The sequence below is a fragment of the Aureimonas fodinaquatilis genome (assembly GCF_008369445.1).
Classification (GTDB): Bacteria; Pseudomonadota; Alphaproteobacteria; order Rhizobiales; family Rhizobiaceae; genus Aureimonas; species Aureimonas fodinaquatilis.
In genome coordinates this window covers 254602-280575 of sequence record NZ_VTWH01000003.1, presented here as the reverse complement: position 1 = coordinate 280575, position 25974 = coordinate 254602, and the positions used below count along the sequence as shown (strand labels likewise).

Here is a 25974-nt window from a genome sequence, read left to right as displayed (position 1 = left end):
TCTCTGCAAGCTGATTGTTCCGGGAAGACCCGCCGTCGCAGGCACGCCCCCCGGAACCATATCCTTGAGATCAGTTGACGTTGACGTAGCGCAGCTCAAGCCGGTCATCCGGGCGCTGGTGCAGGTCAATATTCTTGCGCTTGGCCCATACCAGCATCTGCTGATGCAGCGGCACATGCGCTTCGTCCTGCCGCACCAGATCAAAAGCCTCGACCAACAGCTTTTTGCGGACTTCAGCATCCATCTCGCCGGCAACCTGAGCGGTCAGCTCATCCACCTTTGGGTTGGAATAGCCGTTCAGGTTCCACGTTCCTTTTTCCGGTGAAGGCGTGTTCAGCAAATCATACAGAATGTTGTGGCCGTCATTGGTCGATGTAGCCCAGGCGTGAAGGTAGAAACTCGTGTCACGCTCCAGCACTTTCTTGAAGAACAGCGAGCGTGTCTGCGCCTGCAGATCCACCTTGATGTTCAGACGCGCCAGCATCGCTGCCACTGCCTGACATATGGCCTCGTCATTGACATAACGGTCATTCGGGCAATCCATGGTCAGCGAAAAGCCATCCGCATAACCTGCTTCGGCCATCAGCGCCTTGGCCTTTTCCAGATCATAAGGCAGGCGCTGGTTCAGGCTTTCATCATAGCCCGTCACGCTTGGCGCAATGAGGGTGCCAGTGGGAAATGAGGCGTCGCGCATGATGCGGCTTTTGATTGCCTCAACATCAATGGCGTGATGGACAGCCTGCCGGACACGCTGGTCCTTGAACGGGTTTGCACCCTTGACGCTGCTGTGCAGAAGTTCATCGCGCGCAACATCAAATCCCAGGAAAACAACCCGGCTTTCCGGGCCCTTCAGCAGCTCGAAATCCGGTGTCTGCTCAAGCCGTGGAATATCCTGCGATGGCACTGGATAAATCATGTCCACATTGCCCGAAAGCAGGGCGGCAACACGTGTGGCATTGTTGGAAACCGGCGAGAAGATGGCCTCCTGGATGTTGAACTCAGGTTCGTCCCACCAATCCGCGTTGGCGGTCAACACCGTCCGTTCATCACGCTGGCGCTGCGTCAGCTTGAAAGGACCTGTGCCGTTGGCGCTGTGGGTGGCTGCGTTTTCGCCGCCCTTGCGCACATCTGCCGGGGCATCCGCATTGTTGGCCTCGCTCCAGACCTTGCTCAGAATGAACCAGTCAGCCAGCTCGCTCAACAGGATCGGGTTTGGCGCGTTGGTTTCGATTTCAATTTCGTGGTCGCCAATCTTGCGGATTTCCTTGATGCTCTGAATGCGCGGCTTGACGTCGGAACCGTCTTTCAACGAACGTTCATAGCTGAAAATCACATCGTCGGCGGTGAACGGGCTGCCATCGTGAAATTTCACATTTTCACGCAGCTTGAAACGCCAGACGGTCGGGCTTTCCAAAGTCCACTCGGCAGCAAGCGCGGGCTCGATCTGCATTTCGCGATCACGCCGGACCAGACCTTCATAAATGTTTGAAAGAAAGCCAACGGTGGTAAATTCCGTCGTGCTGTGCGGGTCCATGGTGATGTTTTCACCCTGGAAGGCCCAGCGAAATGTCTGCGCATGCGCGTCGCCGGTCATGGCCTGCGCTGCAAAAATGCCAAAAACGGCCGCTGCTACCGTTCTTTTCAGCCACATCTTGTTCATCATTTCCCTCCCGCTCTCGTTGGCAGTTTTATAATTTATTCAAGCTAAGAGTGATTGCATACCAAAGTCAACATTCATGCATGCATAACATGCATATTTGGAATAAATTGATTGTTGGTTGCGCATATCGCGTCGGGTGGCGGAAAAATAGCCCACAACCGGGGAACTCATGCAGTGTCACCCGACCTGCCAAATGCATCATGCGCCGCCCGCAAAAAATGCAGAAACTCGCTGGAGCCTTCTGCAAGAATGCTGATGTGCCGGTTCATGGCGTCGCATGCCAGTTCGCTGTCCCGCTGAATGATGGCATTCAGAACCTCGCCATGCTGCTCCACCGAAACATGCATACGCCCTGCCTGTGCAGTTATAGTGCGCCGATAAGGAGCTATTTTCAGGGTTAGTCGCCGCAATTCATCCTGCAGGATAAAATTCTGACTTCCGGCCGCCACCGCCTCGTGAAAGGCTAGATTGCCGATATAAAAATTAACCTCGTCATTTGCCTGCATGGAGCTGATGCAGATTTGATGGGCTGCCTGCATGCGTTCAACATGCTCAGGACGCGCCCTGCGCGCAGCCAGGCGTGCCGCAAGTGCTTCCAACTGCGCAACAACGCTGAACGCATCCAGAATCTCGCCCATGGACAGTTGGGCCACCCGCAGACCCTGCCGCCCGCGTGAGACAGCCAGGCCACTGGCAACCAGTCGCTGAAGCGACTCTCTCACCGGCGTGCGGGAAATCTTGAACCGCTCTGCCAGTTGCCGCTCGTCCAGATGCTCGCCCGGGCGGCGATGGCCCATCAGGATTTCATATTCAAGCCGACTGACAACGTGGCTGGAAAGCGAACCATCCATCGCCACATCGCCCAGGTTTTCCACTTGCAAACCGGCTGATGAAACCGTCATCCTTAACCTCGTGTCCTTCACCCGCAGACAATTCAGCGTACGCCAGAACGAGAACAAATTATACAAATTTTTATTGCATGCATGCCAAATTGATGTCTATATTTGCCATCAGACCTTATTTGCGGCGATGAAACATCCCGAAAACAGGCGCTTTCGCCGGTTCACAAGAATGGATTGATCCATGGAACAACGTGGTGTCTCACCTTCAGAATTCGTCAATGGTGAGCGCCTCTGGGATCGGCATTTCAAACTTGCGGCCCATGGTGCACGGCAAGATGGCGGCGTCGACAGACCCGCTTTGTCGGCAGAAGAAAGCGCCGCCCGGGCAGAGTTGATCGGTTGGGGCAAGAGCATCGGCCTCACCGCCTACACCGACGAAGCCGCCAACCTGTTTTTGCGACTGGAGGGGCAAGAGGCTGATGCTGCACCCGTCCTGTCCGGCTCGCATATCGACTCCCAGCCCACTGGCGGAAAATTTGATGGCGTGTTTGGCGTATTGGCTGCGCTGGAAGCGGTTGAGGCAATTGTTGCCATGGGAGCCAAGCCGCGCCGCCCGATTGAAGTTGTCGCCTGGATGAACGAGGAAGGTTCCCGTTTTTCGCCCGGCATGGCCGGTTCGGAAGCCTATACCGGTGTAAAGCCGATCGAAGCGCTGCTTGCGGTCAGGGATGCAGATGGCGTAACGGCGGGCGAAGCGGTGGCACAGGTTCTTGCGCGCGACGTGAATGTTCCGGTGCGCCCGTTCGGACGGCCTGCTGCAGCCTTCATCGAGGCGCATATCGAGCAAGGACCGGTGCTGGAAAAGGAAGGCATCCCCGTTGGCATTGTCACCGGGATACAGGGCACCCGGCGCTATCGGGTGCAGGTAACCGGTGAGGCAGCGCATGCCGGGACTGCCAATCGCAGCGAGCGCAAAGATGCGCTGATGGCAGCCGTGCGCATGATAGCTGCCCTGGACCGCGAAGCCATGCATCCTGACGACCTGAAGGTCACGGTCGGCATGTTGACCGTGACGCCCAATGCACCTTCCGTCGTTCCGGCACAGGTCATGTTTTCGATTGATGTGCGCCATCCGAACAACAAGGAAGTTGACCGTATAGACAGCTTTATCCGGCTGGTCGTTGAGGCGGAAAAAGGTCCGTGTGAAGTGGCGCTGTCGCAGATTGCACATGCGCCATCGCTGATGTTCAACGCCAATATTCGCATATTGCTGCATGAAAAAGCGCGGGAGGCTGGCATTGCTGCCACCGACATTTACTCGGCAGCCGGCCATGACGCCCGTCAACTTCATTATTTTTGCCCGACAGGCATGATCTTCGTGCCGTGCAAAGACGGCATCAGCCACAATCCGAATGAGTGGGCAGAGTCTGAACATCTGCTTATGGGGACGCAAATTCTGGCCGATGCCCTGTGGCATCTTGCTAATGAATAACAGAGGAAACGGGCTATGACGGCCACACGATCCCAGCAATCAGATCTTGAGCTGGACCTGTTTATTGACGGCGCATTTCGCAAGGCATCGTCGCATGACCGTTCGCAAATTCACAACCCGGCCACTGGTGCGCACGTGGGCAGCGCGGCCAAAGGAACGGCAGATGACATGCGCCTTGCGGTAGAAACCGCTGCCAAGGCTTTTGACAGCGGCGTTTGGTCGGACCTGGACGCGCTGGACCGCGGCCACATCCTGCATGCTATCGGGGATGCATTGAAAGCCCGCCTGCCGGAATTTGCCGAGCTGGAGACCCGGGTGACCGGCCGTCCCATTCGCGAAATGACCGCGCAGATGAGCCGCCTGCCCGAATGGTTCTACTATTTTGGCGGCATTGCGCGCGGCATGGAAGGCCATGTCAAGCCATTCAAGGGCGGGCACCTCAACTACACTCAGTTCAGTCCCTTGGGCGTGGTGGGTCTCATCACCTCGTGGAACCACCCGCTGCTGATTTTCCTGAAAAAACTGGCTCCGGCACTGGCCGCAGGCAATGCCGTGGTTGCCAAGCCGGCCGAAATTGCTCCGCTGACACCGCTGCTGTTTGCCGAACTGGCAACGCAGGCCGGGCTGCCAGCCGGCATCCTGAATATTGTAACTGGTGAAGGCTCCGTCGTTGGCCCTGCCATGTGTTCCGCTCCACGCATGGCGCGTATTGACCTGACCGGCGGCACGGAAACCGGGCGCCGCGTGGCGGGCATGGCGGCACAGCGGCTTATTCCAGCCACCATGGAGCTTGGTGGCAAGGCCCCTGTTCTGGTGTTCGATGATACGCCGCTGGAAGAGGCCGTTAATGGCGCCGCTTTTGCCGGGTTTATTGCCTCTGGCCAGACCTGCGTTGCCGGCACAAGATTTATTGTTCAGGACACGATTTACGAAGCCTTTATCGAAAAACTGGCAGCCAAGGTTGCGGGTTTCAAGATTGGCGACCCGCTGGACCGCGCAACCGAAATGGGCCCGGTGATTTCCCGCAAACAAATGGAAACAACGCTCGACTATATTGAATCGGGCAAAAGCGAAGGCGCACGGCTGGTAACCGGAGGCGCACGCGCCGCAATGTCGGGGGATCTGGCTGACGGCTATTATGTGGAACCCACCATTTTTGCTGATGTGAACCCGAGCCACCGCATTGTGCGCGAGGAAATTTTCGGCCCGGTGATCTGCGTCATGCCATTCACTGATGAAAAGCACGCATTGCAACTGGCCAATGATCATGAATTTGGTCTTGGCGCTTCCGTCTGGACCCGCAACGTCATGCGGGCTCACCGCGTGGTTAAAAACCTCAATGCGGGAATTGTCTGGATTAATGACCATCACAAGAACGATCCGGCATCGATCTGGGGCGGCTTTGGCTCCAGTGGATACGGCAAGGAAAATGGCTGGAACGCTCTGCACGAATATTCCAAGGAGCAGAATGTTGTGGTGCGCCTGACCGATGATTTCCCGGATTGGTATGGTGGTGGAGACCGCTACAGCTAGAGCGCTTCCCGCTGAAGCCGAATGCGCCGAAACAAAAGGTAAGAGTGTTTCGACTGTTGAAATGAATTCGCAAGGCAGCTCTCCGGCACAGCACCAATGGAGCGCCAACAACTCGTGCAATTGTTCCAAGCAGGGAATCTGACATGTCCACTTCCACCACCCAGACCGCAAGCGACGTATTTCTGGAGTCACTCAGCAAGGGGGGCGTGGACGTTGCTTTCTCGGTTTTCGGTACAGACCATGCCGGGTTGATTGAAAGCTGGGCAAAGCACAATGCTTCCGACAACATGCCGGAAGTACCCCGGCTGGTGATATGCCAGCATGAGGCCGTGGCCATGAACGGTGCCTTGGGCTATGCGCATTTTGCCGGGCATGCACAGGCGGTAATTGCCCATGTGGACGTTGGCACTCTCAATCTGGGCGCTGGCCTGCACAATTCCATGCGCAACCGCCTGCCTGTGCTGATTTTTGCCGGCATTTCACCCTGGACAGAAAATGGCGAGCGCTTTGGCGGCCGCGACCATTATGTGCACTGGATGCAGGATGTTGCCGACCAGCGTGGCAGCGTGCGCAATTACGTCAAATGGGAGTATGAAGTGCGCAGCGGTGCAGCTTTTCCCGCCGCGGTTTCACGCGGGTTGCAGATTGCCCATTCCAACCCTCCCGGCGCAGTTTATATGACAGCCGCCCGAGAGCCACTGGAAGACCCAATTGAAAGCTACCAGTACCCGGCAATGCCGGCTCCTGCACCAACGGTTCCGGCGGAAGACACCTTGCAGGATCTGGTCGCGAAATTGCGTCTGGCCAAGGCACCGCTTCTGGTGACCACATCGGCAGGTGCCGAAGCCGGGACGGTGGAAGCCCTGGTGAATTTTGCCGAGACCTTTGTGGTTCCCGTTGTGGAAATCAGACCGTTCCACGTCAATATGCCAGCCGACCACCCCTTGCATCAGGGCTATTTCACCGACGCGAAAATAGACCTTCTGGCACAGGCAGATCTGATCATTTCGCTCGATTGCCCGATACCGTGGGTGCCGGTTATCCAGACACCATCCGACGACGCCGAAGTGGTGTGGATCGGCGTGGATCCGATTGACAGCCGCATTCCCATGCGCAGCCTGCGCGGCGACACATTCATTCAGGCCAATTCACGCGAGACGCTGAACGCGCTGACCCGGCTTGGCCGCCAGACGCCGGCAACCGACGAAGCAGCATTGAGTGAACGGCGCGCAAGTCTTGCCCGCTCGCATGATGCGCTGGTTGCGACCTGGGACAAGGAGCTGGCCACCGATCAATTGACCGTTTCGCGGCTGGCCGGGCTTGTGGCAGAGGTTTGCGGGCAGGATGCATTGATCATCAACGAAACCGTGACCAACGACACGCGGGTTTTGCGGCAGTTGCGCAAAAGCAAGGCTGGCACCTTGATGGGAGAGGCAGGCAGTGGCCTCGGCCTGGGTCTTTCGGCAGCTTTTGGCGCAAAACTGGCCCGCCCCGACGCAGATGTTGTCTGCCTTCAGGGCGATGGCTGCTATGTTTTCGGCTCACCTTCCGCAGTTCACTGGGGTGCACGCGCCCACAACGCGCCGTTTCTGACTGTGATCATCAACAATGGCGGGTGGCGCGCCGTGGCGCGGTCTACCGCCATGATGCACCCTGAAGGGCATTCTGCCCGCGCAGGCTTTCAGGAAGGGCGCTTTGATGCGCCACTGGACCTGGCACGCACCATTGAAGCGGCAGGCGGCATCGGCCTGACCGCAACCACGATTGATGAGGCCAGAGAGGCGATTGCCCAAGGGCTGGCCAAGGTGCGCGAAGGCGTCAGCGTGGTTGTGAACGCGCATGTAACAGACTGATCCGGCTGCACAGCCTCAGCACACGATAAGAAAACAAGGCCGCATAGCACAGCATCAAAGACCCCTCACACTCCTACGGAGAGCAGATGATGAGCAGAAAAACCAGCAGGCGGGAATTTCTCTTACAGGCTTCGGCCATGGCAGCGCTGTCCGGCATTGCTGGCACAGGCTTGTTTTCAACTGGGGCATTTGCGCAGGCCGGGCCGGTGCGTGTAACGCATTTCGGCGGGCCATATCAGATACTTGATCAGGCGGTGGGTGCGCCGTTTGAGGCAGCAGGGCTTGGGCGGGTGGAATATACTGCCAGCCTGACACCGGCAACGATTGGCCAGTTGCAGGCCAGCCGCGCCAATCCGCCTTTCGATGTTGTCATGCTGTCGCGCCCGGCAGCCGTGCGCGCCGGCCGCGCCGGTCTTCTGGAAACAATCGACACATCAAAACTGCCCAATCTGGCAAATCTTGAACAAAGCTCGCTCAGCCCCGAGGGCTTTGGCATTCCGTTTGTGCTCGACACGATCGAGATCATGTACAACACCAAGATGGTCAGTTCGCCCATAACTTCGTGGCTGGACCTTTGGCGCCCGGAACTGCAGGGCAAAATCGCCCTGCCCTCAACCAGCGTTGTTTTTGCACCTGACTTTGTGGCGCTTGTCGCCCGCTCTTTGGGGGGTGATGAAAAAGACCCCGCAGCCATCGATGCGGCGTTTGAAAAAATCATCGAGCTGAAAAGCCATGTGCGCACCTTCACCACAAATCCGGAACAGGCATCGGCGCTGATGGAACGGGGTGAAATTGCGGCCTGCCCACAATTTGGCGTGCGCATCAGCAGCGTTATCCGCAACAACCCGGATGTTGCCCGCGCAGCCCCTTCGGAAGGCGTGGCTGCCCGGCCATATGACCTTGCCATTCCGGCGGAGTCGCCAAACAAAGACCTGGCCTATGAATACATCAATTTCATCATCGGCAGGCAAGCCCAGGAAAACCTGGCAACCGGCCTGTGGGCAACCACGGTCAACCGTGACGTCGTTGTACCGGATGATCTGAAGGACAAGATCATGACGGATTTCAGCAAGCTGATTTTCTGGGATGACACCTACATGGCCAGCGTTGAACGTGACTGGCGCACGCGCTGGGAAAGAAACGTGCAATCGGGCTGATATCCAGTTCCATACAAACCATTCCGGGCCGGACAGCAGGAAGTGAGCATCGAACATCATGACGATTTTGAATCACGACATTCAATTGAACTCAGATCAACGAAGCCAAAGCGGAGCCGGCCCGGATTTCGATCTGGAAATACAAGGCGTGAGCAAGCGCTTTGGCTCGCTTTACGCTGTCAACAACAGCAGTCTGGCAATTCACAAGGGCGAAATCATTTCGTTTCTTGGCCCCAGCGGCTGCGGAAAATCCACGCTGCTGAACATGATTGCGGGTTTTATCCAGCCAGATGCCGGCGACATCCGGCTGGCAGGCCGCTCGATTGTTGATCTGCCGCCCAACAAGCGCGAGACCGGCATGGTGTTTCAACACTATGCGCTGTTTCCGCACATGACCGTTAAAGCCAATATCGCTTATGGGCTGGAGGCACGCGGCCAGCCCGCCGCGTTGATCAAGGAACGCGTGTCCACCATGCTTTCCCTGTTGAAGCTGGACAGTTTCGGCGATCGCTACCCGGCAGAACTGAGCGGCGGACAACGGCAGCGTGTGGCCGTGGCGCGCGCTCTGGCTCCAAGGCCAAAAGTGTTGCTGCTGGACGAAGCGTTGAGCGCGCTGGACAAAAATCTGCGCGAGGAAATGCAGATCGAGCTTTCGCTGTTGCTGCGCCAATTGCAGATCACCACCATCATGGTCACGCATGATCAGGCAGAAGCATTTGCCGTCAGCGACCGGATTGCCATTATGGAGCAAGGGCATATTGTCCAGGTTGGCACGCCCGAGGATGTTTATCGCAACCCGGCCTCCAGTTTTGTGCTGCGATTTCTTGGCTCTGCCAATGAAATTCCCGCTTTGCTGCAAGCCGCTGGCAGCAGTTCGCTGGATGCTGTTGCGCCAACGGGCCTTTATGTTACCGGCGCACAGGGCGGTGGCAAAGCGGGAGATGCAACCGCGATTTTTCTGCGCAGCGAAGACATCCGCCTGTCAGCCCAGCCGACAGAACTGCATCGAAGCAATCCGGGCAGGATAACGCTGGTCACTTTTCTCGGGTCAATTTCTCGCTTTGTCATCGACCTGAGCGGCATCCAGATCGTGGCAGATTATCCAACTGACTTCCGCTCACTTGCTGTAGGCGACGCGGTGTACCTGGACGTTGCTCCGGGCAATATCCGCGTCATGCAGACGGGAGCCGCCGGATGACCCATCAGGCGACCCTGACAGCGTCTGCGCCCCCGGCAGCAAGACGGCGTTTCAACTTCAGCAAAATAACGCCATGGTTGTGGCTGGCGCCGGCAATCGCACTTTTTGTACCGTTCTTCATCATACCAATGGCAGTGGTGTTTCGGTACAGCTTCAACCGCGATGACCCCATGGCGCTGATGGTCAGCGATTTCACCTTTGAAAATTACGCCAATATTCTGACAGACACCTATTATCTCACAGTGTTTTCCAACAGCGTGCTGGTGTCCCTGGGAGTTACCCTTGGCACGTTGGCCCTGGGTTACCCGTTTGCTTATTTCCTGGTGCGTTATGCCCGAAAGTCCCGCGGCTTTCTGCTCTGGGCGGTGTATCTGCCGCTTATGGTCAGCGTCATTGTGCGGGCCTTTGGCTGGATTGTCATCACCGCCGATACCGGTCTGATCAACTCTGTTCTGCTGGGGCTGGGCATTCTGAAACAGCCGCTGATCATGCTGTTCGAGCTGGAAAGCATGGTTCCGGCCATGATCCACCGTTATCTGCCGCTGATGGTGCTGCCCCTGATCAACGCCATCGGCAAAATTGACGACACGCTCTATTCCGCTTCCGCCAATCTGGGTGCCGGGCGTCTGCGAACATTCCGCCGGGTTATTTTTCCGCTGACGGCGCCGGGCATTGTGGCTGGCAGCCAGCTGGTTTTTGCCAATGTTCTCAGCGATTTCGTCATTCCGAACCTGCTTGGCTCCACCCGCTTCCGCCTGCTTGCACCGGTGATTTATGAAGAAGCCGCCATTCAGGTTGCCTGGGCCACTGCCGCGTCACTGGCCATTGTGATGCTGATAATTGTTTCGCTGATGCTGTTGATTTCGAACATCACGTTCCGGCGTCTGGCTCCATGGGCGAGGACACTCTGATGACCAGCCATCGCCAATCCGAAGACCGCTTTGCGCGCCGAATGCTGGCAATTTATGTCGGCGGGGTCTGCATATTTCTCATCATTCCAATTCTGCTGCCAATGGTCATTTCCTTTTCCAGCAGTGCGCGGATCGAGTTTCCACCGCCCGGTTTCAGCCTGCAATGGTATGAGGCGGCCATCAACAATGAGCATTTTCGCCGGGGCTTGTGGAACAGCCTTGTCATTGCTGCGGTCTGCGCGGTTCTGTCCACCATTGCCGGAACCGCAGCCGCCATTGCGCTGAACCATTATCGCTTTCTGGGCCGAAGCTCGGCGCAATTGGTGCTGATGATGCCGCTGGCCCTGCCCGCGGTGGTCAAAGGGCTTGGCGTCATGTTTGTGCTGCCGTCTTATGGATTGGCGCCGGGCGTGGTTGCCACCATTCTTGCCCATTGTGTGCTCGGCATTCCCTATGTTGCCTATCTGGTTCTGGCCACGCTTTCCAATTACGATCTGACATTGGAACAGGCTTCCAGAAATCTTGGCGCGTCTGCCTATCGCACATTTCGGCTGATCACATTTCCGCTGATCAAGCCGGGCGTTGTTGCAGGCGGCGTGTTTGCGTTTCTCATGTCATTCGACAATGTGTCGCTGTCGCTGTTCACCGCTGCCGGCAACACACTGCCCCTCAGCCTGATGCAACATATTCAGCACAATGCCGATCCGACCGTTGCCGCCGTTTCAACCTTTCTGATCATTTCCGCGATGGTGATCATGGTGTTGTTCGGCCAGGTCATTCGCCAGCGACAACTGAGCGGGCTTAAATCCGCGTCAGCAGAAGCGTAACTGTATGTGGGTGGGCAATTGCCGCAGCGGCAAGGCGTTACCGCTGCACAATATCGGTGTCGATGCTGAGAAAATGGATCAGGTCGGAAAGCCCTTCGCCCAGAAGGGTGACATGAGCACGCAACGCATCGCTTGCGGCCTGGCCATCGCCCCGGAAAATCGCTTCCATCACCGCCGTATGTTCCGGAATGGACTTGTTCATCCGGTCGGCCTGAAAGGTAATGATGCGACGATAGGGGGAGGTCTTCACCGTCAGGCGGCGCAATTGCTCCTGCAGAACACGATTGTGGCTGGCAACGGAAATCAGGTTGTGGAAAGCAATATTGGCCGTGAAAAAGGCGTCACCATCGCCGCTTTTGACGGCTTCCTCACACGCCAGATGGCATTTGATCATCTCTTCCTTCTGCGCCGGCGTTATGCGGCGGGCAGCTTGCGAAGCAGCAAGTGCTTCAAGCTCGGCCACCACGCTGAACGCGTCCAGGAGGTCTGCCACCGCCAGCTTGGCCACTTGCAAACCCTGCTTCCCACGCGAGACAACAAGGCCGCTGGCCGCAAGCCGCTGCAGGGCCTCACGCACTGGCGTGCGCGAAACGCCATATTGTTCGGCAAGCTGGCGCTCGTCCAGACGGTCGCCGGGCTTGCGTTTTGCATGCAGAATTTCTTCTTCCAGTCGCGTGGCAACTTCCGCGGAAAGGGAAACACTCTCTGACTGGGACATGCCTTGTTCCTGATACTGGTCGGATCTGATCTGACTGCCTGACCGAAATACCAATACAGGCGCTATAAAAACATACACACATCGGCATTTCAGAGCCAGAGACCAAACCCCGCTCCACATTCAGATTCCCGGAATGGCAGGGCTTATCCAGCGTTATTTCAACCGCGGCATGCAGAACCGCCGAAGAAATGAGCTTATTTCAGGCGCCAGCGCTCAAAGATCTGGCAGGGTCTACAGATTATACACATACCAACGATTATTTTTTGCATACATGTTTGACAGTTCTGCATGCATATGTATATTCGACGCTGTTGATCAGCCCTAAAGATCGCCAGAGGCAAAGCCAAAAGGAGCGAGACATGCGGAGCTTTGAGCTCAGAAACGCCCATTTCGACAGACTCGTGAACACGCCGGATCTGAAGTGGCTGGGACAGAATACCAATCATGCCAAACTGCATCCTGCCGTTGTCGAGGCGATGGAAAAGTGCATTCGGGATGAAGAATTTCACATCTACGCGCCGCCAGCAGGTCTGGAAGAATTGCGCGCTGGCATCGTGGATGATCTGGGCCTGAACGAGCTCTCGGCACTGGTGTCCGACGGCGCTGTGGCGTCGCTTTACCATGTCTGTCACACATTCCTGCAGCCGGGCGATGAGTTCATCACAACTGACCCGACCTGGAACTGGCCAATGGCGTTTGCCCGCTCTGTCGGAGCCACGGTGAAGCAGATTCCGATCTATGGTGAAGAGCATGGTTACCGGCTGGCACCCGAGCGGCTGGCAGCGGCGATTACGCCGAAAACCAAGGTTGTTTACATTGTGGATCCCAACAACCCGCTTGGCACCGCCTGCACAGCGGAAGAAATTTCAGCCATTGCCGACATTTGCCGCGAGGCTGGTGCCTATCTGATTCATGACTGCACCTACCGGCATTTTGCCTATGACCACACTTTGGCGGCCAAGCAATATCCCGAAAAGACACTGACCGTTTACAGCTTTTCCAAGTGGCTGGGCCTTGCAGGTTTGCGTGTAGGGGCAATTGTCGCGAACGGCGATATCATTGAAAAGCTGGCGAGTTCACCACCGAACAATCTGGGTTCCAGCATTTTCTCGCAGCGGGCAGCCGTCGCGGGCCTGCGCGTCAAGTCTGAATGGTTCCCGGATGTCTTGGCCAATCAACGCGAAAACCAGCGTCTTATCAAGGAAGCAGTGGACCGCATCGAAGGCCTGCACATGCCGGTTTATCCTTCCAACGGTAATTTTGTGGTGATTGAAACCGGCAATGCCGGCGTAACACCCGAAGCTCTGGCGGCTGAATACCAGCAGCACAACATCATGATCCGTCAAGGCTCATATCACACTGCCACTTTTGGCGACCGGTTTATCAAAGTCAGCGTCAGTGTCCCGCGTGAGTGGGTGCAGGAGTTTGTCGATTTGCTGCCAGATCTGATCGAGCGTGCGCGCGGTCGCAATGAAACGATCAAACTGTTCTGAACGGCAACGAAACCGAATTGAAAAGCATCGACCAGCTCAGGAGAAATTGACATGGATCTGGCTCTCAAAGGAAAGAAAGTGCTGATTACTGGCGCTTCCCAGGGTATTGGCGCCGGCTTGAGCACGGCTTTTGCCGAAGAAGGCTGCGACGTCCATCTTGTTGCCCGGTCGAAAGACCGGCTGGAAGAAATTCAGAAGCACATTCACGACAATTACGATGTGAAAGCCACCATTCAGGCGATTGACCTGACCTCTGATGGCGCTGTTGACGCTGTGCTGGATGCCGCAGGTCAGGTGGACATTCTGGTCAACAATGCCGGTGTCATTCCCAGTGGCAATCTCTGGGATATCGATGAAAAGAAGTGGCGTGATGGCTGGGACCTGAAGGTTTATGGCTACATCAACTTTACCCGTGCCATCTATCCGCGCATGAAGGCGCAGGGCGGCGGCGTCATCATCAACAATATCGGCAATGGCGGCGAGGTTTTCGACCCCAATTATGTTGCTGGCACGACCGGCAATGCCAGCCTGATGGCATTCACTCGCGCCATTGGCGGGTGCAGCCTGGACGACAATATCCGCGTTGTGGGTGTCAACCCCGGCCCGGTGGACACAGACCGCATCTACAACATGTTGAAGAAGCGCGCCAAGGAATGGCATGGCGATGAGAGCCGCTATGAGGAACTGCAGGACCGCTATCCGTTGAAGCGCCCTGCTCACGTGCATGAAATCACCGACCTGATCGTGTTTCTTGCATCATACCGCTCGGGCTACACGTCCGGCGCCATCTTCACCGTGGATGGCGGCATCACCTCTCGCCGCTCCGTCATCTAGGCACAACGCCGTTCCCGCTTGTCACAAACCGGGAACGGCTTGAACCACGCAAACCGCAATCAGGGGCAGCAGATGGGTTACATAACGGCAAGCGACGGTGTGAAGCTGTACTATGAAGAGGCTGGCAGCGGCCCCTTGCTGGTTTTTGTGCATGAGTTTGGTGGCAGCCACTGGAGTTGGGAACCGCAGCTCAACTACTTTTCCCGCCGCTATCGCTGCGTTACCTTCGCGGCGCGCGGCTATGCGCCGTCCGACATACCCGATGATGTCGAACTGTATTCGCAGGCGCGTGCTGCCGACGATATTGCCGATGTGATCAAGGGTCTTGGCGAAAGCAAGGCCCACATTGTTGGCCTGTCCATGGGCGGTTTCGCATGTCTGCATGCTGGACTGCGCCACCCGGATGCCATTCTGTCGGTGGTAGCCGCCGGTGCCGGATATGGCGCTGAAAAGCAGCTGGAAAGCTATTTTCAGGGCGTATCAGAACTGGTTGCGAAAAACTTTTCTGAAATGGGTGCTGAAAAATTTGCGCCGACCTATGCCTCTGGCGCGTCCCGTGTGCAATTTCAGAACAAGGACCCACGCGGCTGGCAGTTGTTTGCCGAAAGACTGGCCAAACACTCCTCCGTCGGCGCGGCAAACACCATGCGGGGCGTTCAGGTGCGCCGTCCATCTCTGTATGATCTGGAGGCGCAGCTTGCCGCAATGCAGGCCCCGACACTGGTGATTGTGGGCGACGAAGACGACCATTGCCTGCAGCCCGGCATTTTTCTGAAGCGGACAATACCACGCTGCGGCCTCTCGGTGTTTCCGAAAACCGGCCACACACTGAATCTCGAAGAGCCTGCGCTGTTCAACAGCACGGTGGCCGAGTTTCTGGCACAGGTCGAACTGAACAAATGGGATGCGCGCGATCCACGCGCCAATCCGGCACAGATTATGCGGACCGACTGACACCTCCTGACGTCCGTATTTTGGCCGCTGCGAAAGCAGCGGCCCTTTTTCTTCGACGGTTCCGAAAAGAAATGCCTTACGTCAAACTCTGCTTGGCGAACTTGCCGTCCTTCATGATGATAGCAAGGTTTTCATCGGGTTTTTCCAATAGAGCGATATCTTCCAGCGGATTGCCGTTCACCACCAGTATATCGGCCAGAGCTTCCGGCTCGATCACCCCCAGCTTGCCGATGTAAGGCGAACGGGGCCCGGACAGTGCCAGCAGTTCTGCGTTGGTTGACGTGGCCATGCGCAGCGCCTGCGCATTGGAATACCAGTTTGCAAGATGGGTCAGCATATTGCTTTGCCGCGGCGCCAGTTCCTGAGAAAACAGAATATCTGACCCCCACGCGGTTTTGATGCCGTATTTGCGCACCCATTCATACAGTGTTGGCGTGCGGTCAAAAATCTGCTGGGCGCGCTCCGCTCCCGGCCCGGTTTGCGATGCTGCATCCGCCATGGTCAAAAATGGCTGGGTGCTCAGCCAGACATCCTTTTCCGCCATCATCTGCGCAGTTTCCTCATCCATCAGATGCGCATGCTCAACGCAACTGGCTCCGGCATCAATGGCGCGCTGCACGGTGATTGGAGCATAGGCGTGCACCGTCACATAGGTGTTCCAGTCGCGTGCCACCTGCACCGCAGAGCGGATTTCATCTCTACTGAAGGTTGAGATATCCAGCGGGCTGCGGGGTGATGAAACCCCTCCGCCCCCCACCAGCTTGACCTGCGATGCGCCCTGCAACAATTGTTCGCGCACCCGGCGGTTCAGGTCGCCAACATCATCAACAATCGACGATGCGCCCATCAACTCGCTCAGGCTCAAGGTTTCGCCGTCGCGCGGAATTTCATAGGGCATGCGCAAATCGCCATGCCCGCCCGATGTGGTGATCATCGTTCCGGAAGGAAAAATGCGTGGCCCCGGGATGATGCCGCGGTCAATGGCCTGACCGAAGGAAAACACTGGCCCGCCCATATCGCGAACGGTGGTAAAGCCCCGCATCAGGGTCCGTTGCGCCTCGGCTGTCGAAATGGTGAAAATCATCCCCAGATCGCCCGACATCAGCACCTGCATAGGAACCGCAGCGTAAAGCGTGTGCCAATGGGCATCGATCAGCCCCGGCATGAGCACGCGGTCGGCACAATCGATGATTTCAGCATTTTCCGGCGGTGCGTTGTTGGCAAAATCCACCTCGGCAATGCGATTGCCCGAAACCAGAACCTGTGCGCCCGATTGCAGGGAATCTGACTTGCCATCGAACAAGCGGACATTGCGAAACAGGATCTTTTCGGGCTGCGGCTGCGCCAAGGCCCTGCCCGGCATTGTGCTTGCCACGACCGCCCCTGTCAGTCCTGCCAGAAACTGGCGACGCGACAAACCGGCCAGACGTTGCGACACGCGTTGCAAAATCGGCGCGGAACATGAGCATCCCGCTGCGAAGTGCTGGTATTTGCTGCCTAGTCTAAGCATGCGTGCACCTTTCAAGGAACCTCGGAAACACCCGCTATCCGATTGCAACCAACATCGGGACCAACTTACGCGAATTCTGTTGCAAGTCTGCGCAAAACCGCCCGAATGGTCTAGTCACCCAATAAAAATCGCTGCGGCGTCGTGCCAAAATGTTCGCGAAAGGCGGCGATGAATGCACTGGGGCTGCGGTAGCCCAAAGACCACGCAATTGCCGCGCTGCTCTGGCCGCGGTTCAGGGCATCGACAGAGGCAAGCAGCCGGGCCCGGCTGCGCCACTGGCGAAATGTCAGGCCGGTTTCACTGCGAAAAAGCCGCTCCAGCGTGCGTGGGCTGGCTCCGGCCAGCGCAGCAAATTCTGTCAGCGAGCGATGGCTGTTCGGAAATTCCACCAGAAGCCGGGTTACGCGGATCAGCCGTGCATCCCGCCCACCCGGCAGACTCAGCCGGGCATCTGCCAGATCTTCAATTTCGTCGGCGATCACATCCACCAACCGCATCAGCCGGCCGTCAAATGGCTGCCTCGTATCGCTCTCTGCCAGCCTGCGTATCAGTTCGCGCGCCAGTGGCGTCAGCATGAGAACCGTGCATGCCTCCGCGCTTGACCCCGCACGCAGAGGGCGGGATGGATCGACATAGAGATTGAGAAATTCCACCTCGGTTTCTGTCGCCACCTGATGGGCTAGGCCGCCGGGCACCCATACCGCATGACTGGGGGGCACCACCCAGACGGATGCACCACTGATCAGCCGCAACACGCCGCGCATGGACCAAAGAAGCTGGCTGCGCGCGTGGCTGTGCGGGCGGACCGAACGGCCGGCAGGTAAAATGCGGCGATAGGTCAGGATCGGCCGCAGCGGATCGCGGATGAACGCGGTGCCACTCGGCTCAAAAATTGTCGTGTCAGCGACATCTGTTGGCATGAAGTCGGTCTAACACAATGTGCGCACTTCGGCTAGCTTGCCACCCGACGTGTTGTTGCCTGATTGCGTGTTCTTGAGGGTTCGCCAATGACAATGATTTCCCGACTGCCTGCAAAGCAGCTCATTGTCGCGATGGTCATGTGCCTTGCGCTGTTGCTGATTGCCACTCAGCCGGCATCCATGACACCCAACCAGACCCATGTTCTGGGCATCATTCTGGTAACTCTGGCACTGTGGGCCACCAGCGTCGTGCCAAGCTATCTGGCCAGCCTCATCTTCTTCACCATCACCCTGATTTTTGGTCTGGCCGCGCCGGATCTGGTGTTCTCCGGCTTCACCTCTGCCGCCATCTGGTTGATTGTTTCCGGCTTTGTTATCGGCTCGGCCATTGGCAATTCGGGCCTGGGCAACCGGCTGGCCGCTGTTCTGGACCCTATGCTGACCAGCAGCTACACGCGGCTGATTGGCGGACTGATGCTGGCTGCCATGTTGCTTGGCTTTCTCATGCCATCTTCCATCGGGCGGGCCGTGGTGCTCGTGCCCATCGGCATGGCGCTGGCCGACCGCATCGGCTTTGCCCTAGGGTCGAACGGGCGTGCGGGCATAGCGGTTGTTCTGACGATTGCCTGCAACATGCCAAGCTTTGCAATTCTGCCCTCCAACATTCCCAACATGGTGCTTGTCGGCGCGTCAGAAACCATACACGGCGTGCATTTCGGCTATATGGACTATCTCGCGCTGCATTATCCGGTTCTGGGCATTCTCAAGGCCATCATCACCGTCATGCTGGTGGTGCGGCTATTTCCTGCAACCATTGACCCGGTGGCCAAAACCGCTGCATCCGGCGCAGACACGGGCACAACCAGCGCTGCGCAGTTTCGCGTGGCCATCATTTTGCTGATCACGTTGGCATTCTGGATGACAGACAGCGTGCATGGCATCAATGCGGCGTGGATAGGGCTGGCCACAGCCTGCATTTTGCTGCTGCCGGGAATTGGCATTGTCTCGCCGGCCAACTTCAAAACCTCGGTTGATTTTGGCATGCTGCTGTTTGTGGTTGGCGCACTGGCCGTTGGCACATTGGTCAACGCAACCGGCCTTGGCAGTCTGCTTGGCTCTGCCATGACGCGCATTCTGCAATTGAGCCACGGCGCAGACATGCTGAATTTCCTGTCGCTGTCACTGATGACCACGATTATCGGGGTGTTTGCCACAATGCCGGGCGTGCCGGCGGTGCTGACGCCGATGGCGCCCGATCTTGCAGCCCAGACCGGCTTCGATCTGCAAGCGGTGCTGATGACTCAGGTTGTCGGCTTTTCGACCATCATTTTTCCGTATCAAGTCGCACCGCTGATTGTGGCCATGCAACTGGCCGGAGAGCGGCTGGGCAACCTTGTGCGTGTGATTATGCCTCTGGCCGCTGTCACCATACTGGTGCTGCTGCCACTGGATTACTTCTGGTGGAAGTTCCTCGGCTGGATTTAGCCTTCTGACCCCGGAACCTAAGGTCCGGCGCTGCCGTTTTGTGCAAAAAGGGGAGCGCTCGCATGCTGGAAACCGATGTCATTATGCGCTTGTCACTGGCCGTCGCAGGCGGGCTGTTGCTGGGTCTGGACCGTGAATTACGCGGCATTTCCGCGGGCATTCGAACCCATGGTATAGTAGCGCTCAGTTCCGCCGCCATCACGGTTTCCGCTTTGATGCTGTATGAAACACTTTCGGCGCAAAACCCCAATAACAGTATAGACCCATTGCGGGTCGTGCAGGGTCTGGCACAGGCCATCGGCTTTATTGCCGCGGGTGCGATATTTTTCGCGCGGGGCGATGTGCACAACCTGACCTCGGCCGCCAATCTCTGGCTGGCCGCAGCGCTTGGCATTACCTCCGGTGCAGGCCAGTTCGTTCTGTTTTTCACGGCATTGGCTCTGGGCCTTGTGCTGATAACCGGCATTCGGGTGCTGGAAAAATATCTGCCCGATTTCAAGCGCGGAGATGACAGCGCTGATGTCCCGGAGGTCGAGGGTCGATCAAATGCGCCCAATCGGGCGGTGACCGACAAGGATGGATATCGCAAGAAAGGCCAGACACCAGACCGCTCGGAACAAAATTCAACAACCGGGATTTGACAAGCTAAACGAGCGTTACAGGAGAAAATCCATGGCCCGCTGCGACCAGTGTGGAAATATTTACGACAAATCCTTTGAAGTCAAAATGGCGGAAAAAACTTATACTTTCGACAGCTTCGAATGCGCCATACAAAAACTTGCACCGACCTGCCCTTGCTGCAACTGCCGCATCATCGGCCACGGCGTTGAACAGGACGAGGTGATTTACTGCTGCGCCCACTGCGCGGAAGAGGAAGGCGCAACGAAGCTGGTAGACCGCGCCTGACCAATCGCCACATCACCTTGCAATGCGGGTGGAAAGGATGATTGAGGACAAGGTTCGCTCAACGCCTTCGATCATCCCGATTTCGTCGATCAACTGATCCAGTTGCGCAATCGACGGCGCAACTATGATTGCAATCAGATCAAAGTTGCCGCTGACAGAATGCAGTTCAACAACAGCCTTGATCTTGTCCAGGGAGGCTGTCACCTGCGCCAGAGCTTTAGGGGCGATGGTGATCAGAATATGGGCGCGGACGAGGCTCGACACATATTCAGCCGACAGCCGCACCGTGTAGCCGGCAATAATTTTTTCACGCTCCAGCCGCTCCAGCCGCGCCTGAACGGTGGTTCGCGAAAGACCGAGCTTTTTGGCCAGAACCGCCACCGGTATTCGCGCATTTTCGGAAAGCAGCGCCAGGAGTTCGCGGTCTTTTTCGGAAAGTGCCATGCTTTGCGAGTTGCCCAATTATCTTGTCCTTTCGTACAAACAAATTCATCATAATGTTAATTATGCCGCTACAATCTGACCAGCACGAACGTAGAATTGTCTGCCTACGACCCCTTATGGCAGGAAATCAAGATGAAAGACATTGTTGTAATCGGCGCCGGTAAAATCGGTGGCGCAATTGCCCTTATGCTGGCCGACACGGGCGACTATAAGGTTGTGGTTACCGATCGTGATCCGGCCCAGTTGGCAAAAGTCGATCAGCATCCGGCGATTTCCGTTGCAACTGTGGACATCGCGGACCACGCAGCCTTGGTTGCCACCCTGCGCGGAAAGTTTGCGGTTCTTTCGGCCGCACCATTTCATCTGACAGGCAATGTGGCCAAAGCCGCACTCGAGTCCGGTGTGCACTATCTCGACCTGACAGAAGATGTCGCAACCACCAAAATGGTCGAGCAACTGGCAGAAGGTGCGCAAACGGCGTTCATTCCTCAGTGCGGTCTTGCGCCGGGCTTCATTTCCATTGTGGCCAATGATCTTGCCAAGCGGTTCGACACGCTGGACAGCGTCAGAATGCGGGTTGGCGCACTGCCGCAATATCCATCCAATGCGTTGAACTACAATTTGACCTGGAGCACGGATGGCCTGATCAACGAGTATATTGAGCCATGTGAGGCCGTGGTTGAGGGCAAGCTGGTCACGGTGCCGGCGATGGAGGAGCGTGAGGAGTTTTCGCTGGATGGCGTGACTTACGAAGCGTTCAACACATCGGGTGGTCTGGGCACTCTGGCCAAGTCGCTTGAGGGCCGGGTTCGCACCATGAACTACCGGACAATTCGCTATCCGGGCCATCAGGCTATTATCAAGGCGCTGTTGAACGATCTGAACCTGAAAAACCGCCGAGATGTGCTGAAAGACCTGTTCGAGAACGCTTTGCCTGCAACCATGCAGGATGTGGTTGTCGTATTCGTAACTGTGTGCGGCTGGAAAGATGGCCGTTACATGCAGGAAACCTATGCGAACAAAGTCTATGCAGGCGTTGTTGCGGGCAAGCGCATGAGCGCAATCCAGATCACCACGGCGGCAGGCATTACCACGGTGCTGGATATGCTGGCGGAAGGCAAATTGCCGCAAAAGGGCTTTGTGCGTCAGGAAGAAGTGGCATTGACGGACTTCCTGAACAATCGCTTCGGCTACGCCTACAACCCGGATGCCGTGCGCCTGAAGCAAGCCGGCTGACAGCGGCGTATGCGCCAGTGCCCAGCTATCAGCCCCCGGTTGCAGTCGAACCGGGGGCTTTTCTGTGCGAGGCTTTGTTGATGTATATGTGGTACTGATGCATGGCAGAGCGCCGCGTTTTTGCAGATTTGCATCCGGCCGATTGATGGGACAAACAACTGCAAGACCGCGCAGGGAGGTCATGACCATGCATGAGACTGATGGGATATTTCCGCGTCCGGACCTTTTTACCAATGGCGATTTTGACGCCTGGGCCGAGCAGTTCCGCTTTCTCTACTACGTTCTGAACATGACCCCGAAGCAGATCGCCCAAATCGACTACGGAATCGATCCCGAACATCAAGCCGCAAATCTCGTATTCTCATGGGCACATGAAATTCAAAAAACATATCCCAGGATGAATGTTGCGGAAGAGATGGCTCGTATTTCAAAGTCTGGCCCAAAACGGACTTAACGCATGGTCATTTTCCTGATGCCAATCAGCGAAGCCTGGGACATCCAGATGCTTGCTCGCTAGTGCTGGACTTGCGAGACTGGTAATCTCCAAGGGTCTGTTTCATTGCGAAACACCTCAATACGGCGCACCAGCTCTTCACTCTCAAAGCGCAGCGACTGCGCGGCGTTGGCGGCTTCCATCAGTGCACAGGCCCGGATTGGCACGCTTTCCGTGCATGCCGCACCCAACCATTTTTCAATAGCCTCAATCTGCTGGCGCAGCGTTTTCAGAACAGCAATACTGTTCTGGTCTGGCAAAATGGCGTCCTTGCCCTCGCGAACCCGGCGCGGTCTCTCCTCTTCCGCCAGCTTGCGCGCAGTTTCCAACTGTGATGGCGCCATTGCTCATTGTCCTCTTTGAAATGGATAGTGGGCTGCCGAATTACACTTCCGAGCGGGAAGATGTGTCCCGGTCGCGTTCATATTGCTTCATGCCAGCAAATGGCTTCAGCCAGCTCTCACGGCGCACTGTCCATAATTCATAGGTTGGCACAAACTGGTCTGGCGCATCCAGCGAACCAAGGCTGATTTCCACCTCATCACCCGTGACACCAAACAAGGAAGAGCCGCATTGCGGGCAAAAATGCCGCCCTGCAACGTTTCGCGTTTCACCCTCTACCGACACTGCCTCAATGGGAAAAATTGCCGCAGCCGCGAAAGGTGCGCCATGATGCTTTCGGCAATCCATGCAATGGCAAATGCCGACGCGATAAGGCTTTCCCTCAAGTTTGAACCTGATGTCACCACACAGGCAGCCGCCAATTACCATGTCCATATCATACCCTCTGATTGCGTGCGAATTGACGAACATTTCGTGAACACTTATAGTTTCTGTCATGACAAAGATGACCCTCCAAGACAAGCTCGCCATTCTTTCGGATGCTGCGAAATATGATGCTTCGTGTGCATCATCCGGCGGCGAAAAGCGGGATTCGACAAAGGGTGGTATAGGGTCATCAGGTGGAAGCGGCATTTGTCATGCCTATACTCCTGATGGGCGCTGTATCAGCCTCCTGAAGATTCTGATGACAAATTTCTGCATCTTTGACTGCGCATATTGCATCAACCGCGTGTCTTCCAATGTGGAGCGCGCACGCTTTTCTGTCGAGGAAGTGGTTACTCTGACGCTGGAATTTTACCGGCGCAACTACATTGAAGGCTTGTTTCTGTCGTCCGGCATTATCCGCTCTCCCGACCAGACCATGGCGGATATGGTGCGCATTGCCCGCACCCTGCGTGAAGAACACGGCTTCAAGGGCTATATTCACCTCAAGACCATTCCCGATGCCAGCCCGGACCTGATCCGCGAAGCGGGACTCTATGCCGACCGCCTGTCCATCAACGTGGAATTGCCGCAGGATGAAAGCGTGCGCAAATTTGCGCCGGAGAAACGGCCGGAAACCATTCGCACTGCCATGGCGCAAGTGCGACTGGAGGGCGAGGCAGCCAAGGAAAAGACGCACACGGGACGCGCTGCCCGCCGTTTTGCCCCCGCCGGCCAAAGCACCCAGATGATCATCGGTGCCGATGGCACCGATGATCTGACGATCCTGAAAAGCTCTGTCCGATTGTACAATGGCTACAAGCTGCGGCGGGTATACTATTCCGCCTTTTCGCCCATTCCCGATGCTTCCAGTGCGCTGCCGCTGATACAACCCCCGCTTGTGCGTGAACACCGCCTCTATCAGGCGGACTGGCTTTTGCGGTTTTACGGTTTCAGTACTGACGAGATTGCAACTGGCACCAATGCCGGACATCTCGATCTGGACCTTGACCCTAAACTGGCTTGGGCTTTGCAAAATCGCGGCCTGTTTCCGTTGGACGTCAACCGCGCCAGCCGCGATATGCTGCTGCGCGTTCCCGGCTTTGGCACTCGCACTGTCGACCGTATTCTGGCGGCACGTCGCAACCGATCCCTGCGATATGAAGATCTGGCACGGCTGGGTGTTTCGATGAAGAAAACGCGCAGCTTCATTTCGTTGCCCGGTTGGTCGCCACGGGGGCTGACCGACAGTCTCAAACTGCGAGCGCGCTTTGCGCCCCAGCCTCAACAATTGTCCTTGTTGTGACTTACTCCGTAACATTGCCCGATATTGGCATGTTTGAAGCTTGGCGCGCTGCGGCAAGAACCGCCATCGGCCACCGCATCGCGCCGGTTGACATTGACTGGACTGGAAACAGCGCCAGCCTGTTTGAAGCACAATCCTTGCCGGATGAACCCGGTCTGCATCAGGCCCACGTGCCGCCAGCTTTCATTAAACTTGCCGGTTCAGTGATCTGGCATTCAGCGCCAGAGCGGCTGAGCCTTCTGTATCAGGCACTCTGGCAACTTGACCGGCGTCAGGGCGATCCGCTTTCACATGCTGACCCGCTCGGCCACAGGCTGAACCTGATGGCGAAATCGGTTCGCCGCGACATTCACAAAATGCACGCCTTCGTGCGTTTTCGCGAATTGCCCGCGGAAGGCCGCCGCCGTTTTGCTGCGTGGTTTGAGCCTGAACATGCCACGCTGATCCCGGGCAGTTCCTTCTTTGTGAAACGCTTTGCAGACATGGACTGGATGATCGCCACGCCGCGCCTGACCGCGCGGTTTGATAATGGGCGGCTAAGCTTTTGCCCTGGCGGGGTGCGGCCGGATCTTCCCGAGGATGCATCGGAAACACTTTGGGCAACCTATTTCGCCAATATCTTCAATCCGGCCCGCATCAAGCTGGATGCCATGCGCTCTGAAATGCCGAAAAAATATTGGAAAAACCTTCCGGAAACCCAATTGATCCCGGATATGTTGCGCGATGCGCAAGCCCGAGTGGAGCGGATGCAGGAAGCCGCAGCAACAGCGCCGCGCCCCGGTGCTGCGGCCGTTTCCACCCGCTACCGCGCAACCATGCCACAATCGCCTGAACTGCCCGCGACTTTGGAAGAGGCATGTGAGGGCGCATTGCAATGCCGCCGTTGCGGGCTGTGCGAGCCAGCCACGCAAACAGTTTGGGGTGAAGGGCCGCCAACAGCCAGCCTGATGATGGTGGGTGAACAACCGGGTGACCGGGAAGATCTGGAAGGTCGCCCGTTTGTCGGTCCTGCCGGTCAAATTCTGCGCGCTGCGGCGCGAGAAGCAGGCGTGGACCCGGAGCAGACCTGGCTGACAAATGCGGTGAAACATTTCAAATTCACCCCACGCGGCAAATTGCGGCTGCATCAAAGCCCCAACCGGCAGGAAATTCAGCATTGCCGCTGGTGGCTGGGTTTGGAACTGGCCTTCATTCAACCACGCATGGTGCTGGCACTCGGCGCCTCAGCCGCTTATGCCCTCACCGGCAATTCCGCACCGATGGCCGGCCGCCGCGGGCAGGTTGAATCCACCATGCATGGCGGTTCGGTGCTGATTTCGTGGCACCCATCCTACATATTGCGTGTGAAAGATCCTGCCGAGCGCGCCAAAGCGCTGGCAGAACTGACTGAAGACATTGGAACGGCTTGGAAGGCAAGCAGAATTTCCTCGGCTTAGC

General features: G+C 56.9%; 25 protein-coding genes. 17 read left to right on the top strand and 8 right to left on the bottom strand.

Annotation, left to right across the window (positions count from 1 at the left end):
* Positions 1 to 70 precede the first annotated feature (70 nt).
* Both FPY71_RS13460 and FPY71_RS13455 read right to left on the bottom strand, forming a co-directional pair.
* Positions 71 to 1663 (bottom strand): ABC transporter substrate-binding protein, encoded by a 1593-nt coding sequence (locus tag FPY71_RS13460; RefSeq protein ID WP_210246295.1) that lies wholly within the window; start codon positions 1661 to 1663, stop codon positions 71 to 73.
* 164 nt (positions 1664 to 1827) lie between these two features.
* Positions 1828 to 2562 carry a GntR family transcriptional regulator gene (locus tag FPY71_RS13455; RefSeq protein WP_149300817.1) on the bottom strand — a complete coding sequence of 245 codons (735 nt, stop codon included), beginning with the start codon at positions 2560 to 2562 and terminating at the stop codon, positions 1828 to 1830.
* 181 nt (positions 2563 to 2743) lie between these two features.
* Between FPY71_RS13455 and FPY71_RS13450 the strand changes: the two genes are divergently transcribed.
* The 7 genes from FPY71_RS13450 to FPY71_RS13420 all read left to right on the top strand — a co-directional run bounded on the left by FPY71_RS13450 (position 2744) and on the right by FPY71_RS13420 (position 11473).
* Entirely contained in the window at positions 2744 to 3994 is a 1251-nt protein-coding gene (locus tag FPY71_RS13450; RefSeq protein ID WP_149300816.1) for a M20 family metallo-hydrolase, read from the top strand.
* A 15-nt stretch (positions 3995 to 4009) separates the two neighbouring features.
* Positions 4010 to 5527 (top strand): aldehyde dehydrogenase, encoded by a 1518-nt coding sequence (locus FPY71_RS13445; RefSeq protein ID WP_149300815.1) that lies wholly within the window; start codon positions 4010 to 4012, stop codon positions 5525 to 5527.
* A 143-nt stretch (positions 5528 to 5670) separates the two neighbouring features.
* Positions 5671 to 7380, top strand: a complete 1710-nt coding sequence (locus tag FPY71_RS13440; protein ID WP_149300814.1) for a thiamine pyrophosphate-requiring protein — start codon at positions 5671 to 5673, stop codon at positions 7378 to 7380.
* Positions 7381 to 7466: 86 nt separating this feature from the next.
* Positions 7467 to 8537 (top strand): ABC transporter substrate-binding protein, encoded by a 1071-nt coding sequence (locus FPY71_RS13435; RefSeq protein ID WP_149300813.1) that lies wholly within the window; start codon positions 7467 to 7469, stop codon positions 8535 to 8537.
* A gap of 148 nt (positions 8538 to 8685) precedes the next feature.
* A complete protein-coding gene (locus tag FPY71_RS13430; protein WP_188052346.1) occupies positions 8686 to 9735 on the top strand; it encodes an ABC transporter ATP-binding protein in 1050 nt (349 codons plus the stop codon).
* Entirely contained in the window at positions 9732 to 10646 is a 915-nt protein-coding gene (locus FPY71_RS13425; RefSeq protein WP_149300811.1) for an ABC transporter permease, read from the top strand. Before FPY71_RS13430 ends, FPY71_RS13425 begins: the two co-directional genes overlap by 4 nt.
* Positions 10646 to 11473 (top strand): ABC transporter permease, encoded by an 828-nt coding sequence (locus FPY71_RS13420; protein WP_188052345.1) that lies wholly within the window; start codon positions 10646 to 10648, stop codon positions 11471 to 11473. Before FPY71_RS13425 ends, FPY71_RS13420 begins: the two co-directional genes overlap by 1 nt.
* Before the next feature lie 37 nt (positions 11474 to 11510).
* Here the strand turns inward: FPY71_RS13420 and FPY71_RS13415 are convergent, their stop codons facing one another.
* On the bottom strand, positions 11511 to 12191 hold the full coding sequence (locus tag FPY71_RS13415; protein WP_188052344.1) for a GntR family transcriptional regulator: 681 nt from the start codon (positions 12189 to 12191) through the stop codon (positions 11511 to 11513).
* A 359-nt stretch (positions 12192 to 12550) separates the two neighbouring features.
* Between FPY71_RS13415 and FPY71_RS13410 the strand changes: the two genes are divergently transcribed.
* From FPY71_RS13410 to FPY71_RS13400, 3 genes are all read left to right on the top strand, one after another.
* Entirely contained in the window at positions 12551 to 13684 is a 1134-nt protein-coding gene (locus FPY71_RS13410) for a pyridoxal phosphate-dependent aminotransferase (RefSeq protein ID WP_149300808.1), read from the top strand.
* A 51-nt stretch (positions 13685 to 13735) separates the two neighbouring features.
* Entirely contained in the window at positions 13736 to 14518 is a 783-nt protein-coding gene (locus FPY71_RS13405) for an SDR family oxidoreductase (RefSeq protein ID WP_149300807.1), read from the top strand.
* Between the two features lie 72 nt (positions 14519 to 14590).
* Positions 14591 to 15472 (top strand): alpha/beta fold hydrolase, encoded by an 882-nt coding sequence (locus FPY71_RS13400; RefSeq protein ID WP_149301106.1) that lies wholly within the window; start codon positions 14591 to 14593, stop codon positions 15470 to 15472.
* Between the two features lie 76 nt (positions 15473 to 15548).
* Here the strand turns inward: FPY71_RS13400 and FPY71_RS13395 are convergent, their stop codons facing one another.
* A complete protein-coding gene (locus tag FPY71_RS13395; protein WP_149300806.1) occupies positions 15549 to 16982 on the bottom strand; it encodes a metal-dependent hydrolase family protein in 1434 nt (477 codons plus the stop codon).
* Positions 16983 to 17092: 110 nt separating this feature from the next.
* Complete coding sequence (locus tag FPY71_RS13390; protein WP_149300805.1) at positions 17093 to 17902, bottom strand: AraC family transcriptional regulator; 810 nt, start codon at positions 17900 to 17902, stop codon at positions 17093 to 17095.
* A gap of 87 nt (positions 17903 to 17989) precedes the next feature.
* On the opposite strand from FPY71_RS13390, the gene FPY71_RS13385 reads away from it, so the two are divergent.
* The 3 genes from FPY71_RS13385 to FPY71_RS13375 all read left to right on the top strand — a co-directional run bounded on the left by FPY71_RS13385 (position 17990) and on the right by FPY71_RS13375 (position 20293).
* On the top strand, positions 17990 to 19387 hold the full coding sequence (locus FPY71_RS13385) for an SLC13 family permease (protein ID WP_246160537.1): 1398 nt from the start codon (positions 17990 to 17992) through the stop codon (positions 19385 to 19387).
* 62 nt (positions 19388 to 19449) lie between these two features.
* Positions 19450 to 20028, top strand: coding sequence for an MgtC/SapB family protein (locus FPY71_RS13380; protein WP_149300804.1), 579 nt, complete (start codon positions 19450 to 19452; stop codon positions 20026 to 20028).
* A gap of 31 nt (positions 20029 to 20059) precedes the next feature.
* A complete protein-coding gene (locus tag FPY71_RS13375) occupies positions 20060 to 20293 on the top strand; it encodes a hypothetical protein (protein WP_149301104.1) in 234 nt (77 codons plus the stop codon).
* Positions 20294 to 20305: 12 nt separating this feature from the next.
* Here FPY71_RS13375 and FPY71_RS13370 read toward each other — a convergent pair whose 3' ends face one another.
* Positions 20306 to 20737, bottom strand: coding sequence for an Lrp/AsnC family transcriptional regulator (locus FPY71_RS13370; protein WP_149300803.1), 432 nt, complete (start codon positions 20735 to 20737; stop codon positions 20306 to 20308).
* Positions 20738 to 20869: 132 nt separating this feature from the next.
* Here FPY71_RS13370 and FPY71_RS13365 point away from each other — a divergent pair, with 132 nt between their 5' ends.
* Positions 20870 to 21973 carry a saccharopine dehydrogenase family protein gene (locus FPY71_RS13365; protein ID WP_149300802.1) on the top strand — a complete coding sequence of 368 codons (1104 nt, stop codon included), beginning with the start codon at positions 20870 to 20872 and terminating at the stop codon, positions 21971 to 21973.
* A 187-nt stretch (positions 21974 to 22160) separates the two neighbouring features.
* Positions 22161 to 22427: a hypothetical protein gene (locus tag FPY71_RS13360; protein ID WP_149300801.1), complete on the top strand. Its 267-nt coding sequence runs from the start codon at positions 22161 to 22163 to the stop codon at positions 22425 to 22427.
* A 59-nt stretch (positions 22428 to 22486) separates the two neighbouring features.
* On the opposite strand, the gene FPY71_RS13355 is transcribed toward FPY71_RS13360, so the two are convergent.
* Positions 22487 to 22810 carry a hypothetical protein gene (locus tag FPY71_RS13355; RefSeq protein ID WP_149300800.1) on the bottom strand — a complete coding sequence of 108 codons (324 nt, stop codon included), beginning with the start codon at positions 22808 to 22810 and terminating at the stop codon, positions 22487 to 22489.
* Positions 22811 to 22850: 40 nt separating this feature from the next.
* The gene (locus tag FPY71_RS13350; protein ID WP_149300799.1) at positions 22851 to 23243 is read right to left on the bottom strand and encodes a GFA family protein; all 393 of its coding nucleotides are present in this window, start codon (positions 23241 to 23243) and stop codon (positions 22851 to 22853) included.
* 61 nt (positions 23244 to 23304) lie between these two features.
* Here FPY71_RS13350 and FPY71_RS13345 point away from each other — a divergent pair, with 61 nt between their 5' ends.
* Positions 23305 to 24537: a putative DNA modification/repair radical SAM protein gene (locus FPY71_RS13345; RefSeq protein WP_149300798.1), complete on the top strand. Its 1233-nt coding sequence runs from the start codon at positions 23305 to 23307 to the stop codon at positions 24535 to 24537.
* Between the two features lie 29 nt (positions 24538 to 24566).
* On the top strand, positions 24567 to 25973 hold the full coding sequence (locus tag FPY71_RS13340; RefSeq protein ID WP_246160535.1) for a UdgX family uracil-DNA binding protein: 1407 nt from the start codon (positions 24567 to 24569) through the stop codon (positions 25971 to 25973).
* The last annotated feature ends 1 nt before the right edge of the window (position 25974 follow it).

Excerpts from the sequence above, each read along its gene's own strand:
- FPY71_RS13460 (WP_210246295.1), bottom strand. The coding sequence starts at position 1,663 with ATGATGAACAAGATGTGGCTGAAAAGAACGGTAGCAGCGGCCGTTTTT.
- FPY71_RS13455 (WP_149300817.1), bottom strand. The coding sequence starts at position 2,562 with ATGACGGTTTCATCAGCCGGTTTGCAAGTGGAAAACCTGGGCGATGTG.
- FPY71_RS13450 (WP_149300816.1), top strand. The coding sequence starts at position 2,744 with ATGGAACAACGTGGTGTCTCACCTTCAGAATTCGTCAATGGTGAGCGC.
- FPY71_RS13445 (WP_149300815.1), top strand. The coding sequence starts at position 4,010 with ATGACGGCCACACGATCCCAGCAATCAGATCTTGAGCTGGACCTGTTT.
- FPY71_RS13440 (WP_149300814.1), top strand. The coding sequence starts at position 5,671 with ATGTCCACTTCCACCACCCAGACCGCAAGCGACGTATTTCTGGAGTCA.
- FPY71_RS13435 (WP_149300813.1), top strand. The coding sequence starts at position 7,467 with ATGATGAGCAGAAAAACCAGCAGGCGGGAATTTCTCTTACAGGCTTCG.
- FPY71_RS13425 (WP_149300811.1), top strand. The coding sequence starts at position 9,732 with ATGACCCATCAGGCGACCCTGACAGCGTCTGCGCCCCCGGCAGCAAGA.
- FPY71_RS13420 (WP_188052345.1), top strand. The coding sequence starts at position 10,646 with ATGACCAGCCATCGCCAATCCGAAGACCGCTTTGCGCGCCGAATGCTG.
- FPY71_RS13415 (WP_188052344.1), bottom strand. The coding sequence starts at position 12,191 with ATGTCCCAGTCAGAGAGTGTTTCCCTTTCCGCGGAAGTTGCCACGCGA.
- FPY71_RS13410 (WP_149300808.1), top strand. The coding sequence starts at position 12,551 with ATGCGGAGCTTTGAGCTCAGAAACGCCCATTTCGACAGACTCGTGAAC.
- FPY71_RS13405 (WP_149300807.1), top strand. The coding sequence starts at position 13,736 with ATGGATCTGGCTCTCAAAGGAAAGAAAGTGCTGATTACTGGCGCTTCC.
- FPY71_RS13400 (WP_149301106.1), top strand. The coding sequence starts at position 14,591 with ATGGGTTACATAACGGCAAGCGACGGTGTGAAGCTGTACTATGAAGAG.
- FPY71_RS13395 (WP_149300806.1), bottom strand. The coding sequence starts at position 16,982 with ATGCTTAGACTAGGCAGCAAATACCAGCACTTCGCAGCGGGATGCTCA.
- FPY71_RS13390 (WP_149300805.1), bottom strand. The coding sequence starts at position 17,902 with ATGCCAACAGATGTCGCTGACACGACAATTTTTGAGCCGAGTGGCACC.
- FPY71_RS13385 (WP_246160537.1), top strand. The coding sequence starts at position 17,990 with ATGACAATGATTTCCCGACTGCCTGCAAAGCAGCTCATTGTCGCGATG.
- FPY71_RS13380 (WP_149300804.1), top strand. The coding sequence starts at position 19,450 with ATGCTGGAAACCGATGTCATTATGCGCTTGTCACTGGCCGTCGCAGGC.
- FPY71_RS13375 (WP_149301104.1), top strand. The coding sequence starts at position 20,060 with ATGGCCCGCTGCGACCAGTGTGGAAATATTTACGACAAATCCTTTGAA.
- FPY71_RS13370 (WP_149300803.1), bottom strand. The coding sequence starts at position 20,737 with ATGGCACTTTCCGAAAAAGACCGCGAACTCCTGGCGCTGCTTTCCGAA.
- FPY71_RS13365 (WP_149300802.1), top strand. The coding sequence starts at position 20,870 with ATGAAAGACATTGTTGTAATCGGCGCCGGTAAAATCGGTGGCGCAATT.
- FPY71_RS13360 (WP_149300801.1), top strand. The coding sequence starts at position 22,161 with ATGCATGAGACTGATGGGATATTTCCGCGTCCGGACCTTTTTACCAAT.
- FPY71_RS13355 (WP_149300800.1), bottom strand. The coding sequence starts at position 22,810 with ATGGCGCCATCACAGTTGGAAACTGCGCGCAAGCTGGCGGAAGAGGAG.
- FPY71_RS13350 (WP_149300799.1), bottom strand. The coding sequence starts at position 23,243 with ATGGACATGGTAATTGGCGGCTGCCTGTGTGGTGACATCAGGTTCAAA.
- FPY71_RS13345 (WP_149300798.1), top strand. The coding sequence starts at position 23,305 with ATGACAAAGATGACCCTCCAAGACAAGCTCGCCATTCTTTCGGATGCT.
- FPY71_RS13340 (WP_246160535.1), top strand. The coding sequence starts at position 24,567 with ATGTTTGAAGCTTGGCGCGCTGCGGCAAGAACCGCCATCGGCCACCGC.